The 13,045-nt window shown below is 68.4% G+C and carries 16 protein-coding genes; 9 read left to right on the top strand and 7 right to left on the bottom strand.

The window, feature by feature from the left end; genetic code table 11:
• Positions 1 to 6: 6 nt before the first annotated feature.
• From WJU27_RS15155 to WJU27_RS15140, 4 genes are all read right to left on the bottom strand, one after another.
• Entirely contained in the window at positions 7 to 411 is a 405-nt protein-coding gene (locus WJU27_RS15155) for a cupin domain-containing protein (RefSeq protein WP_341422633.1), read from the bottom strand.
• Positions 411 to 863 (bottom strand): carboxymuconolactone decarboxylase family protein, encoded by a 453-nt coding sequence (locus WJU27_RS15150; RefSeq protein WP_341422601.1) that lies wholly within the window; start codon positions 861 to 863, stop codon positions 411 to 413. The genes WJU27_RS15155 and WJU27_RS15150 overlap by 1 nt, the downstream gene beginning before the upstream one ends.
• Positions 864 to 950: 87 nt before the next feature.
• Entirely contained in the window at positions 951 to 1,820 is an 870-nt protein-coding gene (gene sigJ / locus WJU27_RS15145) for an RNA polymerase sigma factor SigJ (protein ID WP_341422600.1), read from the bottom strand.
• Between the two features lie 112 nt (positions 1,821 to 1,932).
• Positions 1,933 to 2,832 (bottom strand): LysR family transcriptional regulator, encoded by a 900-nt coding sequence (locus WJU27_RS15140; protein WP_341422599.1) that lies wholly within the window; start codon positions 2,830 to 2,832, stop codon positions 1,933 to 1,935.
• A 116-nt stretch (positions 2,833 to 2,948) separates the two neighbouring features.
• Here WJU27_RS15140 and WJU27_RS15135 point away from each other — a divergent pair, with 116 nt between their 5' ends.
• The 3 genes from WJU27_RS15135 (at position 2,949) to WJU27_RS15125 (ending at position 5,395) form a co-directional block, all read left to right on the top strand.
• The gene (locus tag WJU27_RS15135) at positions 2,949 to 3,737 is read left to right on the top strand and encodes an SDR family NAD(P)-dependent oxidoreductase (RefSeq protein WP_341422598.1); all 789 of its coding nucleotides are present in this window, start codon (positions 2,949 to 2,951) and stop codon (positions 3,735 to 3,737) included.
• Positions 3,738 to 3,812: 75 nt separating this feature from the next.
• A complete protein-coding gene (locus tag WJU27_RS15130; protein ID WP_341422597.1) occupies positions 3,813 to 4,820 on the top strand; it encodes an extracellular catalytic domain type 1 short-chain-length polyhydroxyalkanoate depolymerase in 1,008 nt (335 codons plus the stop codon).
• Positions 4,821 to 4,942: 122 nt separating this feature from the next.
• Positions 4,943 to 5,395 carry a PRC-barrel domain-containing protein gene (locus tag WJU27_RS15125; RefSeq protein WP_341422596.1) on the top strand — a complete coding sequence of 151 codons (453 nt, stop codon included), beginning with the start codon at positions 4,943 to 4,945 and terminating at the stop codon, positions 5,393 to 5,395.
• 85 nt (positions 5,396 to 5,480) lie between these two features.
• Here the strand turns inward: WJU27_RS15125 and WJU27_RS15120 are convergent, their stop codons facing one another.
• The 3 genes from WJU27_RS15120 to WJU27_RS15110 all read right to left on the bottom strand — a co-directional run bounded on the left by WJU27_RS15120 (position 5,481) and on the right by WJU27_RS15110 (position 7,698).
• The gene (locus WJU27_RS15120; RefSeq protein ID WP_341422595.1) at positions 5,481 to 5,996 is read right to left on the bottom strand and encodes a metal-dependent hydrolase; all 516 of its coding nucleotides are present in this window, start codon (positions 5,994 to 5,996) and stop codon (positions 5,481 to 5,483) included.
• A 101-nt stretch (positions 5,997 to 6,097) separates the two neighbouring features.
• On the bottom strand, positions 6,098 to 6,721 hold the full coding sequence (gene ycaC, locus WJU27_RS15115) for an isochorismate family cysteine hydrolase YcaC (protein ID WP_304001515.1): 624 nt from the start codon (positions 6,719 to 6,721) through the stop codon (positions 6,098 to 6,100).
• Between the two features lie 110 nt (positions 6,722 to 6,831).
• On the bottom strand, positions 6,832 to 7,698 hold the full coding sequence (locus tag WJU27_RS15110) for a pirin family protein (protein WP_341422594.1): 867 nt from the start codon (positions 7,696 to 7,698) through the stop codon (positions 6,832 to 6,834).
• A 147-nt stretch (positions 7,699 to 7,845) separates the two neighbouring features.
• Here WJU27_RS15110 and WJU27_RS15105 point away from each other — a divergent pair, with 147 nt between their 5' ends.
• The 6 genes from WJU27_RS15105 to WJU27_RS15080 all read left to right on the top strand — a co-directional run bounded on the left by WJU27_RS15105 (position 7,846) and on the right by WJU27_RS15080 (position 12,872).
• Positions 7,846 to 8,748 (top strand): LysR family transcriptional regulator, encoded by a 903-nt coding sequence (locus WJU27_RS15105; protein ID WP_341422632.1) that lies wholly within the window; start codon positions 7,846 to 7,848, stop codon positions 8,746 to 8,748.
• A 102-nt stretch (positions 8,749 to 8,850) separates the two neighbouring features.
• Positions 8,851 to 9,312, top strand: coding sequence for a tellurite resistance TerB family protein (locus WJU27_RS15100; RefSeq protein ID WP_020163110.1), 462 nt, complete (start codon positions 8,851 to 8,853; stop codon positions 9,310 to 9,312).
• 87 nt (positions 9,313 to 9,399) lie between these two features.
• Positions 9,400 to 10,032, top strand: coding sequence for a paraquat-inducible protein A (locus tag WJU27_RS15095; protein ID WP_019915660.1), 633 nt, complete (start codon positions 9,400 to 9,402; stop codon positions 10,030 to 10,032).
• Entirely contained in the window at positions 10,029 to 10,676 is a 648-nt protein-coding gene (locus WJU27_RS15090; protein ID WP_341422593.1) for a paraquat-inducible protein A, read from the top strand. The genes WJU27_RS15095 and WJU27_RS15090 overlap by 4 nt, the downstream gene beginning before the upstream one ends.
• Positions 10,669 to 12,309 carry a PqiB family protein gene (locus WJU27_RS15085; RefSeq protein WP_341422592.1) on the top strand — a complete coding sequence of 547 codons (1,641 nt, stop codon included), beginning with the start codon at positions 10,669 to 10,671 and terminating at the stop codon, positions 12,307 to 12,309. Before WJU27_RS15090 ends, WJU27_RS15085 begins: the two co-directional genes overlap by 8 nt.
• Positions 12,306 to 12,872, top strand: coding sequence for a PqiC family protein (locus WJU27_RS15080; protein WP_341422591.1), 567 nt, complete (start codon positions 12,306 to 12,308; stop codon positions 12,870 to 12,872). Before WJU27_RS15085 ends, WJU27_RS15080 begins: the two co-directional genes overlap by 4 nt.
• Positions 12,873 to 13,045 lie beyond the last annotated feature (173 nt).

The raw sequence follows: 13,045 nt of genomic DNA, 5'->3' as shown, positions 1-13,045 counted from the left end.
GGTCGCTCAGTTCGCTGGCAGCACCACCGGCACGCCCTGCTTCTTCACCATGAACACCGCGAAGCGGGCGGGCGCCGTGCTGCTCAGGTTGCGCGCCTGTGTGTGGATGTCGTCCGGCTTTTCCTCGAACACGTCGCCCGGCCTGAGCCGGCGCTCGGGTCCGCCCGCCACCTGCATCAGCACTTCGCCCTCCAGCATGTAGACGAAGACATGCGCCTGATGGCGATGCGCCGGGCTGGCTTCGCCGGGGGCCAGCGTGACGACCAGCAGCACGCCTTCGTCCAGGCCCGGCTGCAACGGCTGGCTCAGGCGCTGCGCAACGCCGCCACCGTGACCGGCTTCGTGCGCGGCGGCGGGCGTGGCGATGAAGGTCAGCGACAGCAGCGCGGCGAACAGTGACGCGCGGCGCATCACGACGCCCTCCGCTCGATCGGTTGCTGCATCGACACGGCGATGCGGTTCCACGCGTTGATGGTGGCGACGGCGAAGGTCAGTTCGGCGATCTGCGTGTCGCTGAAGTGTTGTTTCAGCGCATCGAACTGCGCGTCCTCCGGTGCGCCGTCTCCAATGCGGGTCAGCGCTTCCGCCCAGTCCAGCGCGGCGCGCTCGGCGTCGCTGAAGAAGCTGCATTCGCGCCAGCCAGCGACGACGTCCATGCGCTGGACATCCTCGCCCAGCCCACGCAGCGCGGTGGCGTGCATGTCGAGGCAGAAGGCGCAACCGTTCATCTGCGACACGCGCAGATAGACCAGCTCGACCAGCTTCTTGTCGAGCGCGCCACGGCTGATCTGGTCGGACAGGGCGTACAGGGTTTTGTAGGCTTCCGGCGCGAGGCGGAAGTAGGGCAGTCGCAGGCCGTGCATGAGAGCTTCTCCATGTGAGAGCGCAACGGAATCGATGCGCTCATGGACAAGACGACGACCGGCCGCCCGGTGTGACAGCCGCCTGTATCAGTCGATGCGGAAGCTGCCCAGCTTGTCCGGATTGAGTACGCCGTACAGGGCGAGCACGCGTTCGCCGTCGGTCACGATGGACAGCGTCGAGTGCAGCACGCCGTTGCGGAAGCGCAGGATGGCCGGCTCGCCGTTCACCAGGCCCTCGCGCCATTCCAGACTGATGTCCGGATTGCGCGCGACCGCGTAGTAAAGCCAGGCGATGCGCGAAGCGCCGTGCAGCGGCTTGAGGGTCGCCCAGGTCTTGCCGCCGCCGTCCGACACGGCGATCGCGTCGTCCGCCAGCAGGCTTTCGATGTCGTCGCGCTTGCCCGACTGCGCGGCGGCCATGAAACGGCGCAGCACGCGCAGATGGGCCTCGCGGTCGACGGTGAAGCGCGGCTGCTGCTCGCCCACCCGCGTCTTCGCACGATGCACCAGCTGGCGGCAGGCCGCCTCGCTCTTGTCCAGCGCCTGTGCGACCTCGGGGTAGTCGTAGTCGAACACTTCACGCAGCAGGAAGGCGGCGCGCTCGTCCGGGCTCAGGCGTTCGAGCACCGCGATGAAGGCGAACGACAGGTCGTCGGCCCGCTCCAGCCGCGATTCCGGCGTGATCAGGTCGTGCTCGGCCAGCGGTTCCGGCAGCCAGGGGCCGACGTAGTGCTGCGCTTCGGCCTTGCGCGCGCGCAGCCGGTCGATGCTGAGCCGGGTCACCGCGGTCACCAGCCAGGCTTCGGCGGAGCGCAGGTCGGCCGGGGCGGACTCGTGCCAGCGCAGCCAGGCGTCCTGCAGCACGTCGTCGGCGTCGGCGCGCGAGCCGAGCATGCGGTAGGCGATGCCGGTCAGTCGCCGGCGGTGCTGATCGAAGGTGTGGGTGGTCAAGGTCATGTGCGGGCGCCAGAGCGGGAGTGGATACGCGTCGAAGACGCGCCAGCGCCTGCACTTGTGACAGCGCGCTCAGCGACATAGGGCAGATTGTCCGCCCGCCGTACCGTCGCCTTCAATCCCCGCCGGGTGCCGGCCAGCTTTCGGCGAGGAAGTCGATGAAGCAGGCGATGCGCGCCGCCAGCGTGGTGTTGCGGTAGTACACGGCATGCACCGGATGGAAGCTCGGCACGCGCAGCGGTGCGAGCAGCTCGACCAGCCGGCCGCTGCGCCGGTCGTCCTCGGTCATGAAGTCCGACAGGCAGGCGATGCCTTCGCCGGCGAGCGCGAGCTGGCGCACCGTTTCGCCGCTGGACGCGGACAGCGACGGGCGGATCGCGCAGCCTTCGCCGTCCGCCGTGCGCAGCGGCCAGGTGTTCAGGTGGGCCGGCGCGGTGAAGCCGATCAGCCGGTGCGCGGCGAGTGCCGCCGCGTCAGCCGGTTCGCCGTGGACGGCCAGATAGGCCGGCGAGGCAAGCAGGCGCAGCATCGAGCGGCCGAGCAGACGCGCGTGCAGCGTCGAATCGGGCAGCGTGCCGATGCGCAGCGCGACGTCGGTGCGCTGTTCGATCAGGTCGGTGATGCGGTCGTTGCTGTGCAGCTCCAGTTCGATGTCCGGATAGCGCGCGCGAAACGCGCCGACACGTGGCACCAGCACATGCAGCACGAAGGGCGAGGCGGCGTCCACGCGCAGCCGCCCGGCCGGGCGCTGGTGGCGGATGGCCATGCATTCCTCCGCCTCGGCCAGCGCAGCGACGATGCGCCGTGCGTGGTCGGCGAACAGCCGGCCTTCTTCGGTCAGGTCGATGCGCCGCGTCGTGCGCACGAGCAGCGTGCTGTCCAGCCTGCGCTCCAGCCGTGCCAGCGCACGGCTGACGCCGGACACCGTCTGCCCCAGCTGTTCGGCGGCCGCGGTCAGCGAGCCGCCATCGATCACCGCCAGATAGGCCTGCAGGTCTTCGGTGCGCGTCGTCATGGGCGTGGTCCGGTTGATATTTGACGAACAGTCAACAATCAATTGTATTTTCGATGGTTAATGAAATGATAAGCCGGCGGCACACTTGCAGGCACATCAACTGCAAGGAGCTGCACATGGATCTCGAACTGAAGGGCAGGCGCGCCCTGGTCACCGCGTCGTCGAATGGAATCGGGCTGGAAATCGCCCGCGCGCTGGCGGCCGAAGGCGCGCAGGTGGTCATCAACGGGCGCAGCGCGGCCAGCGTGGAGGCCGGCGTCGCCAGCATCCGAGCCAGCCATCCGCAAGCCGACCTGCTGCCGCTGGTGGCCGACAATGGCACGGCGGACGGGTGTGCCGCCACGCTGGCCGCGCTGCCGGAGGTCGACATTCTGGTGAATAACCTCGGCATCTACGAGGCGGTCGGTTTCTTCGACGAGAGCGACGCCGACTGGCAGCGTCTGTTCGAGGTGAACATCCTGAGCGGCGTGCGGCTGGCCCGGCACTACCTCGCCGGCATGCTGGCCCGCGGCGACGGCCGGGTGGTGTTCATATCGAGTGAATCCGGCATCAGCCCGGCGCCGGAAATGGCGCACTACAGCGCGACCAAGACCATGCAGCTGGGCCTGTCGCGCTCGCTGGCGGAACTGACGCAGGGTACGCGGGTGACGGTGAATGCGGTGTTGCCCGGCCCCACGCGCACCGAAAGCGTCGAGAAATTCATCCAGGACCTGTTTCCCGACCTGCCACCGGCCGAGGCGCAGCGCCGCTTCATGGCCGAAAACCGGCCGTCGTCGCTGATCGCGCGGCTGATCGATCCGACGGAAATTGGCGCCGTCGTCGCCTTCATCGCCAGCGCCCGCGCGGCGGTGATCAATGGCGCGGCGATCCGTGCCGAGGGCGGGCTGGTGCGCACGGCCTTCTGACCGGCGACGCGCCGATGACACGGTGATCCGTCGGCATGCACAGGGCTGTCGCACACGGCACCGCATAATGGACCGATGAAAAAGCGCACACGCAAGTCGGTCTGGGCCCGCAGTCTTGAACGCAGCCTGGTCGCCATTACCCGCAGCGCGATGAAGACAGGCGTGCGTGCGGTGGGCCGGGCGATGAAGCCGGTGGTCGCCCGGCGCACACCACCGCCGGGCGACGGGGCGTGGGTGCTCGGCATTGCCACCGGTGTCGCCGGCGCACGCCGTTTCAGGCTCTATCGACCGCCCGGCGTCACGATCGGCGAGCGCCTGCCGCTGATGGTGATGCTGCACGGCTGCGGTCAGGACGCGAACGCCTTCGCCCGCAGCACGCGCATGAACCGGGTGGCGATGCGCGAGCGCTTTCTGGTGCTTTATCCGGAGCAGGACCGGCTGGCCAACGCGCAGGGCTGCTGGAACTGGTTCGACGCCACCGCCGGCCGCGCCAGTGGCGAAGCCGCGCTGATCATGAAGATGATCGACCAGGTGTGCCTGCTGCACCCGGCCGACCCCGGGCGGGCGGCGATCGTCGGGCTGTCGGCGGGCGCCAGCATGGCGGCCCTGCTGGCGACCCGTCACCCCGCACGGTTCCGTGCCGTGGTGATGCACTCCGGCGTGCCGCCGGGCACCGCCCATTCAAGCCTGTCGGCGCTCGGCGCGATGCACGGCCATCGCGCCACGAAGCCACTGGAGGCGACGCCGCTGGAGAAGGAAAGCGGCTGGCCGCCGTTGCTGGTCATCCACGGCGACGCCGACAGGGTGGTGGCGCTGCAGAACGCCCACGCCGCCGCGCAGCAGTGGGCCGAGGGCCTGGGCGCCCGCGCCCGGCCGTCGCGCAGCGTGCAGCGCGGTCAGCGGTACGCCATGACGGTGACCGACTTCCGCCGTGGCAGCGTCCTCGTGTCCAGGCTGGTCCAGATCCACGGACTGGCGCACGCGTGGAGCGGCGGTGCCGCACAACTGCCTTACAGCGATCCGGCCGGGCCCGATGCCTCACGCATGGTCTGGGCATTCGCGGCGGCGCAGTTCCGGGCCTGAGCGGTGGCTGCGTGGGCTGCCGAACAGACCGCGTTGTCGCGGGCGCCTAGTCTGCTGCAGGAGGAAGCAGGTACGCGGCGGGTTCCGCTGCGACCACTGCACACCTTCGACAGGAGATGACCATGAACTATGAAGATCGCGACGCCTACGGCATATACAAGCCGGCACGAAACAACGGTGCAGGGCCGGATACGCACACCGGCCCCGGGCCCCATCTGATGGGGGCTGACACCCTCATCGGCAACGAGGTCTACAACAAGCAGTCGGAAGAACTCGGCGACATCAAGGAAATCATGCTGGATATGCGCACCGGCCACGTGAGCTATGCGGTGATGTCCTTCGGCGGCTTTCTCGGCATGGGTCAGAAGCTGTTCGCTGTCCCCTGGGACGCGCTGAAGCTGGACACCGAGAACAAGCGTTTCGTGCTCGACGTGAACAAGGAGCGCCTCGAAAGCGCACCGGGCTTCGACAAGAACCACTGGCCCGATATGGCCGACGTCGCCTGGGAGAAGCGCATTCACGCCTACTACGGCACCCGGCCTTACGGTCAGGCGGACACGTCGTCCATCGTCTGATCGTGCGGACCCTGCCGGCACTTGCAGCGTGATTCACGCAAGTGCCGGCGGGGCCTCCGTCCGGCGGTGCGCCTCGCGCACCGGTTCAGACCTTGGCCGGGACACCGCTGCGCTGGCGACGGCGAAAGGTGATCACTGCACCGACGCAGATCGCCAGTTCGAGCGCGAACGACCAGTGCAGCAGGAAGTTGAGCCACCAGGGCGTGTGCAGCGCAGGCACTGTGAACAGCGCGAACGGGCGGTCAATGAAGGGTGCGAACCACCAGATGTCGCCGACGACACTGTCCAGCACCATATGCAGCAGCCCTCCCGCCGAGAAGATGCCGAGCACGGCGGCGCCTGCACTCAAGGGCCTCGTGTGCCGCCACAGCAGTGCAAGCAGAAGCAGCGACAGCCACAGGACAGGCCAGTGACTGATGTACTTGTGATGGTGGGTTTGCCGGGCGTCGACCAGGTAGAACCACAGCATGTCGAAGTCCGGCGCGAGAGCGCCGATCACGCCGGCCGCCACGGCGACGCTCGCGCGGACGGGCAGCGTTCGCGCACGATCGACGAACTGCGTGGCGAGAAGATAGCCCGATGGGGCATGGGCGATGAACATAGGCGGCGGGCATCGAGCGGTTCAGAGCGTGCCGATGATATCGCCGGACATGACGCTGGCAGGTCATCCGTCCGGACGACCCGCCCTCATGCCTTCGGGCTTCAGCCCTTCAGCGCGTTGTAGCTGGTGATCAGGTTGCGGTAGTCGGGAATGTGGTTGGACAGCAGCGTGGCCAGGCCTTCGACGTCGTTGCGCCAGTCGCGGTGCAGTTCGCACGCCACGCCGAACCAGTTGATCAGCTGTGCGCCGGCCTGCGACATGCGGTCCCAGGCCGAATGCCGGGCGATGTCGTTGAAGGTGCCGGAGGCGTCGGTCACGACGAACACGTCGAAGCCTTCTTCGATCGCCGACAGAGCGGGGAAGGCGACGCACACTTCGGTCACCACGCCGGCGATGATGAGCTGCTTGCGGCCGGTGGCCTTGATCGCCTTGACGAAGTCCTCGTTGTCCCAGGCGTTGATCTGGCCGGGGCGGGCGACGTAGGGCGCGTCCGGGAACATCTCTTTCAGTTCCGGCATCAGCGGGCCGTTCGGGCCCTGTTCGAAGCTGGTGGTCAGGATGGTGGGCAGCTTGAAGTACTTGGCCAGATCGGCGGTGGCCAGCACGTTGTTGCGGAACTTGTCCGGATCGATGTCGCGCACCAGCGACAGCAGGCCCGCCTGGTGGTCCACCAGCAGCATCACGGCGTCGTCCTTGTTCAGCTTCTTGTAGGTCTTCGTGGTCATGGCAATTCTCCTTGCAGTTGAGGTTGGGTGCCGGGAGGGTGGCTTTGGCCTTTGTGGCCCCCGGCGGAGTGGTCCCTGCGCGCCCCGGTGCGCGCAGGGGGTGAAGCGGGTCAGCCCGTCACGGTCTCGAAGCGACCGCTGTTGAAATCGTCGATCGCCTCGCGGATTTCGTCCTTCGTGTTCATCACGAAGGGGCCGTAGCCGGCGATCGGTTCGTCTATCGGTTCGCCGGCCAGCAGCAGCACGGTGGCGTCGGCTTCGGCGGCGATCGAGAAGCTGCTGCCCTCACGGTGGTACAGCGCCATCTGCGCCTCGCGCACCGGCTGGCTGCTGTTGGCACGGATCAGACCGCGCAGCGCCACCAGCGCCAGCGTGTGACCTTCCGGCACCGTCAGTTCGAGGTCGGCGCCGGCTTTCAGCTTCAGGTCCCACACATTGATGGGCGTGAAGGTGCGGGCCGGGCCGCTGTGCCCAGCGTACTCACCGGCGATGACGCGCAGATGTCCGGCGCCGCCCGGCAGGTCGACCACCGGAATGTCCTTTTTCGCCAGGTGCTGGTAGCCGGGGGCGGCACGCTTGTCGCGCGCCGGCAGGTTCACCCACAGCTGAACCATTTCCAGCGGGCCGCCGCGGCGGGTGAAGTCCGGCGAGTGGAATTCCTCGTGGATGATGCCGGCACCGGCGGTCATCCACTGCACGTCGCCCGGGCCGATCACGCCGCCAGCGCCGGTCGAGTCCTGGTGGGCGACTTCGCCGTCATAGACGATGGTGACCGTCTCGAAGCCGCGGTGCGGGTGGCGACCGACGCCGCGCGGCGTGTCCGACGGCTCGAAGTTCGCCGGGCCGGCGTAGTCCAGCAGCAGGAAGGGGCTCACGTGGCGGCCCATCGAATCGTAGGAAAACAGCGAGCGCACCGGAAAACCGTCGCCGACCCAGTGCTGGCGCGGTGCGCTGTACAGACCCGAAATCTTCTTCATGGTGTTTCTCCTGTTCGTTCGCACCGTTCCGTCTGAACCGTGCTGCGTTGAGGTGAATACTAGATTCGGGACAATCGACGCACTAGACGGCAAAATCGCTATTCAGTGTTCTATTGATGGAACGATGGGGGCGGTATGGCAGCTGAGATGCAGGACCTGAACGACCTCTACTACTTCGCCCGCGTGGTCGAGCACGGCGGCTTTGCGCCGGCGGCGCGCGCGCTCGACATGCACAAGTCCAAGCTCAGCCGGCGCATCGCGCTGCTGGAAGACAGTCTCGGGGTGCGCCTGATCCAGCGCTCGACGCGCCGCTTCGCGGTGACCGAGATCGGCCAGGCCTATTACGGTCATTGCGTCGCCATGCTGGTCGAGGCGGAGGCGGCGCAGGAGGCGGTCGAGCGCACGCGTGCCGAGCCGCAGGGCATCGTACGGCTGGCCTGTCCGACCGCGCTGCTCGAATACCAGGTGGCCGACATGCTGAGCCGCTACATGGCGGCCTGTCCGCGCGTGCAGATTCATCTGGAAAGCACGAACCGGCGCGTGGACGTGATCCGCGAAGGTTTCGACCTGGCGATCCGGGTGCGCTTTCCGCCGCTGGAGGACACCGACCTCGTGATGAAGGTACTGGGCGACAGCCTGCAACGCCTGGTCGCTCACCCGGATCTGATCGCGCCGCTGGGCGAGGTCCGCGTGCCGGCTGATCTCGCAACGCTGCCCAGCGTGGCTTGGGGGCCGGCGCAGCGCGACCACGCGTGGATGCTGGAAGGCCCGGACGGTGCCAGCGCGCAGGTGCGCCACGCGCCGCGGCTGGTGACCGACGACCTGGCCGCGCTGCGCAGCGCCGCGCTGCACGGCGTCGGTGTCGCCCAGCTGCCGACCATGATGGTGCGCGACGACCTCGCCAGCGGTCGCCTGATCGACGTGCTGCCCAACTGGGCGCCGCGCTGCGGCATCGCCCACGTCGTGTTCCCGTCGCGCCGCGGCCTGCTGCCGGCGGTGCGCGGGTTGGTCGATCATCTGGCGCGCGAGTTTGCGCAACTGCCGGCGTGATCGTCCGTCGCTCGCTGCGGCATGGGCGGGAACACGCAGCACCGATGCACACTCTGCACAACACGGCCGGCGACCTGCGCCGGCCCGAACGAGGATGAATGGATGTTCCGTACCCTGAAAGAGCTGTTCGACAGCTTCGCCGCACCGGCGGTCGATCCGGTTGCCACCGAACACCAGCTGCAGCTGGCCACCGCCGTGCTGCTGGTCGAAGTGATGCGCGCCGACCCGGACATCGGTGACGACGAGCGCGCGGCTGCGATGCAGGCGCTGCGCGACAAGTTCGCGCTCGCCGACGACGAGATCGAACGGCTGATCGAACTGGCGACCACCGCGGCGGCCGAGGCCTACGACTACCAGCGCTTCACCGGCCAGCTGAACCGCGCCTTCGACGCCGCACGCAAGCTGCGCGTGATCGAGCTGATGTGGCAGGTGGCCTACGCCGACGGCCATCTGCACGCGCACGAAGCGCACGTGATGCGCAAGGTGGCCGACCTGCTCTACATCCCGCATGCCGACTACATCACCGCCAAGCTGGCGGCGCGCGACGGCGTCGGCGCGCACTGACGGCCGGCTGCGCACGCACCGGCAGCGGCCACATTGCGCGCCGCGGCAGCGGCCCGCACAATCGCCGCTGATTCCAAGGTAATGCCCATGTCCCACGCGCATCCCACGCTGCCCGCCCAGACCATCGCCTGCCACGAGTGCGATCTGCTGCAGACCGAGCCCGAACTCGCGCCCGGGCAGACTGCGCGCTGCGTGCGCTGCGGTGCCTTCCTCGCGCGCAATCCGCCGGACAGCCTCGATCGCACGCTGGCGCTGACGCTGACTGCCGCGATCCTGTATGTGATCGCCAACGTCTATCCGCTGGTCGGCCTCGAACTGCAGGGGCGGCGCGTCGAGGTGACGCTGATCGGCGCGGTGCAGGTGCTGTGGCAGGACGGCATGACACCGGTCGCCGCGCTGGTGTTCGGCACCGCGCTGCTGTTCCCGTTGCTCGAACTGCTGATGATCCTGATGGTGCTGCTGCCGCTGCGTCTGGGCCGAGTGTCGCCACGGCTGGCGCCCTTCTTCCGGCTGGTGCGTTCGGTGCAGCCGTGGGGCATGGTCGAGGTGTTCCTGCTCGGCATGCTGGTGTCACTGGTGAAGCTGTCGCACATGGCGACCGTGCTGCTCGGTACCGCCTTCTGGGCGATGGCGACACTGATCGTTGCGCTGACGCTGGCCGGGCGCGCGTTCGACACGCGGCTGCTGTGGCAGGTACCACCGGAAGGCGCCAACGCATGAAGCGCGACCTGACCGCGCGCGAAGCGGGGCTGATGAGCTGCCATGTGTGCGGCCAGCTCGCGCACATTCCGGCCGATCGCGCGGCGCTGCTGCGCTGCCCGCGCTGCCGCGCGCCGATGCACCCGCGCAAGCCGGCCAGCGTGTCGACCACCTGGGCACTCATCATCGCGTCGGCCGTGCTGTTCGTACCGGCCAACCTGCTGCCGATGATGACCACTTCCTCGCTGCTCGGTCGCCAGCAGGACACCATCATGAGCGGCGTCGTGTTCCTGTGGCAGAGCGGTTCGTGGCCGCTGGCGGCGGTGGTGTTCTTCGCCAGCATCATGGTGCCGCTGCTGAAGATCATCGCGCTCGCCTGGCTCACCGTGACGGTGCAGCGCCGCTCGCGGCGCAGTGTCATGCAGCGCACCCGACTCTACCGCATCGTCGAATTCGTCGGCCGCTGGTCCATGCTCGACATCTACGTCATCACGATACTGGTGGCGCTCGTCAATTTCCGTGGCCTGGCCACGATAGAGGCCGGGCCGGCGGCGATCGCCTTCGGCGCCGTCGTCGTGCTGACCATGTTCGCGGCGATGAGCTTCGACCCGCGCCTGATCTGGGACCCTCTTACCGAACCCGGGAAACCTGCCGCCCATGTCTGACCCGACTCCGCCCGCGCTGCCCACTGCAGTGGTCGACCCGCCGCGCCGCTTCCGCATCCCGCTGGTGTGGGTGATCCCCATCGTCGCCGCGCTGATCGGGCTCTTCCTCGCTGCCCGCACCTGGTACGAACAGGGGCCGGTGGTGACGCTGCAGTTCCGCACCGGCACCGGGCTGGAGCCCGGCAAGACGCGCATCAAGTACAAGGACGTCGACGTCGGCCAGATCAGCACCGTGCGGCTGGCCGAGGACGGCAGCCACGTTGTCGCCACCGCGCAGATGGCGCGCGAGGCGGCACCGCTGCTGGTCGAGGACACGCGTTTCTGGGTGGTCAGCGCCAAGGTGTCGGGCAGCGCGGTGTCGGGTCTCGATACGCTGCTGTCCGGCACCTATGTCGGCATGGACGCCGGCAAGTCGGGCGAGGCGCGCCGCGATTTCGTCGGTCTGGAGGACGCACCTGTCGTGTCGCTCGGCGTGCCGGGGCGCAGCTTCGCGCTGCACGCCGACACGCTGGGCTCGATCGATGTCGGCACGCCGGTGTATTTCCGGCGCATCCAGGCCGGGCAGGTGACCGCCTTCAAGCTTGACGACGCCGGTCAGCATCTCGACATCCAGGTGTTCATCAAATCGCCCTACGACCGCTTCGTCACGATAGATACGCGCTTCTGGAACGCCAGCGGCATCGACCTGAAACTGGGCGCCGAGGGGCTGCAGCTCAACACCGAATCGGCCACCGCGATACTGGCCGGCGGGCTGGCCTTCGAAACGCCGCCCGGCGGCGATACCGAGGCGGCGCCGGCGGGCCAGGACTTCCGCCTGTTCTCGACCCGCGCCGAGGCGCTCAAACAGCCCAGTTCGAATGCGCAGATCTGGCAGCTGCGTTTCACCGAAACCCTGCGCGGCCTGTCGGTCGGTGCGCCGGTCGACTTTCGCGGCATCCAGATCGGCGAGGTGATTGCGATCTCGCCCGACGTCGATGTCGACGCCGCCGACGTCGGCCTGCAGGTCGACATCGCGGTGTTCCCGGAGCGCATGCAGTCGCGCAAGGACACCACGCAGGACATGAGCGAGGCCGACTTCCGCGCCTTCGTCGACCGCCTGATCAAGCGCGGTCTGCGCGCCCAGCTGCGCAACGGCAACCTGGTCACCGGTCAGCTCTATGTCGCGATGGACTTCTTTCCCAATGCGGACACGGCGAAGGTCGACTGGGCCGGGCGGCCGCCGCAACTGCCGACGCAGCGCGGCAGCCTGGACGAACTGCAGGCGACGCTGAGCCGCATCGCCGCCAAGATCGACCGCCTGCCGCTGGACGACATCGCCGCCGAAACGCGCCGTGCCATCGCCGGTCTGGCCAGCGCGGTCGAGCGCACCGAGGCGCTGATGCAGCGGCTGGACGGACTGGCGTCGAACGAAGTGCGCGCCGCCGTCGCCGAAACGCAGCAGACCATGGCCGAGGCCCGCGCCGCTGTCGCCGACGGACGTCGCCTGCTGGCCAGCGACGCGCCGCTGCAGCAGGACCTGCGCGACAGCCTGCAGGAACTGTCGCGCGCCGCGCTGTCGCTGCGCCATCTCGCCGACATGCTGGAACGCAACCCGGAAGCGCTGCTGCGCGGCAAGCCCGAGGAGAAACCGTGAGCCGTCTTCGTCTGATTCCGGTCGCCATGGTCGCACTGCTGCTTGGCGGATGCGGCAGTTCGCCCACCGTACGCCACTACACGCTCACCACCGGCGAAGCGCCGGTCGCTGCCGGCGCAGCGTCACCGAGCGTCGTCGTCGGTCCGATCAGCCTGCCGGAAGCGGTGGACCGTCTGCAGATCGTGCAGCGCGTCGCCGGTGCGCGCGCCGAGCCGGCACAGGGTCACCGCTGGGCGGGGTCGCTGAAAGCCGAACTGGCTCGCCGGCTCGCCACCGCCATCGCACGCGAGCGTGGATTGGCGCGCGTGGTGGCTGCCCCGCAGAACAGCGTCGCCCGGCCCGATCTGACGGTGCCGGTGGACGTGCTGCGACTCGATGCCGACGGCTTCTCGTCAGTCACGCTGGAAGCCGTGTGGGCCGTCCGCGGCCATGGCAACGACATCGGCAGCGGACGCTTCAGCCGCAGCGAACCGGTACGCGCGCAGACCTACGAAGCGCTGGTCGAGGCGCACGGCCGGCTGGCCGATGCGCTGGCCGCGGACATCGCAGCCGCGATCCGCTGAGCGTCTGCGCACGGCTGTAGCGGTTGCGCGACCGGTACAGTGTGCGGGACGTGCAAGCCGTTGAGCTGACGATGTTTTCGCCGCATGGATGATCCGAACGGCTCACCCGCGAGGCGGTAAGCCGTTCGAAGATGTAATCCGGGGTCGCTGTAATCCGGCGGTTTTCTTCCGGA

Source organism: Methyloversatilis sp. NSM2 (assembly GCF_038066675.1).
In the GTDB taxonomy this organism is placed as follows: Bacteria; Pseudomonadota; Gammaproteobacteria; order Burkholderiales; family Rhodocyclaceae; genus Methyloversatilis; species Methyloversatilis discipulorum_A.
Note: the sequence above shows the minus strand (reverse complement) of the source record. Positions and strands in the feature narration are given on the sequence as shown.

Bases quoted from the DNA above. Each gene is read 5' to 3' on its own strand.
- ycaC (WP_304001515.1), bottom strand. From the start codon at position 6,721: ATGACCACGAAGACCTACAAGAAGCTGAACAAGGACGACGCCGTGATG.
- WJU27_RS15095 (WP_019915660.1), top strand. From the start codon at position 9,400: ATGTCCCACGCGCATCCCACGCTGCCCGCCCAGACCATCGCCTGCCAC.
- WJU27_RS15130 (WP_341422597.1), top strand. From the start codon at position 3,813: ATGAAAAAGCGCACACGCAAGTCGGTCTGGGCCCGCAGTCTTGAACGC.
- WJU27_RS15155 (WP_341422633.1), bottom strand. From the start codon at position 411: ATGCGCCGCGCGTCACTGTTCGCCGCGCTGCTGTCGCTGACCTTCATC.
- WJU27_RS15150 (WP_341422601.1), bottom strand. From the start codon at position 863: ATGCACGGCCTGCGACTGCCCTACTTCCGCCTCGCGCCGGAAGCCTAC.
- WJU27_RS15085 (WP_341422592.1), top strand. From the start codon at position 10,669: ATGTCTGACCCGACTCCGCCCGCGCTGCCCACTGCAGTGGTCGACCCG.
- sigJ (WP_341422600.1), bottom strand. From the start codon at position 1,820: ATGACCTTGACCACCCACACCTTCGATCAGCACCGCCGGCGACTGACC.
- WJU27_RS15100 (WP_020163110.1), top strand. From the start codon at position 8,851: ATGTTCCGTACCCTGAAAGAGCTGTTCGACAGCTTCGCCGCACCGGCG.
- WJU27_RS15135 (WP_341422598.1), top strand. From the start codon at position 2,949: ATGGATCTCGAACTGAAGGGCAGGCGCGCCCTGGTCACCGCGTCGTCG.
- WJU27_RS15105 (WP_341422632.1), top strand. From the start codon at position 7,846: ATGCAGGACCTGAACGACCTCTACTACTTCGCCCGCGTGGTCGAGCAC.
- WJU27_RS15120 (WP_341422595.1), bottom strand. From the start codon at position 5,996: ATGTTCATCGCCCATGCCCCATCGGGCTATCTTCTCGCCACGCAGTTC.
- WJU27_RS15090 (WP_341422593.1), top strand. From the start codon at position 10,029: ATGAAGCGCGACCTGACCGCGCGCGAAGCGGGGCTGATGAGCTGCCAT.
- WJU27_RS15125 (WP_341422596.1), top strand. From the start codon at position 4,943: ATGAACTATGAAGATCGCGACGCCTACGGCATATACAAGCCGGCACGA.
- WJU27_RS15110 (WP_341422594.1), bottom strand. From the start codon at position 7,698: ATGAAGAAGATTTCGGGTCTGTACAGCGCACCGCGCCAGCACTGGGTC.
- WJU27_RS15140 (WP_341422599.1), bottom strand. From the start codon at position 2,832: ATGACGACGCGCACCGAAGACCTGCAGGCCTATCTGGCGGTGATCGAT.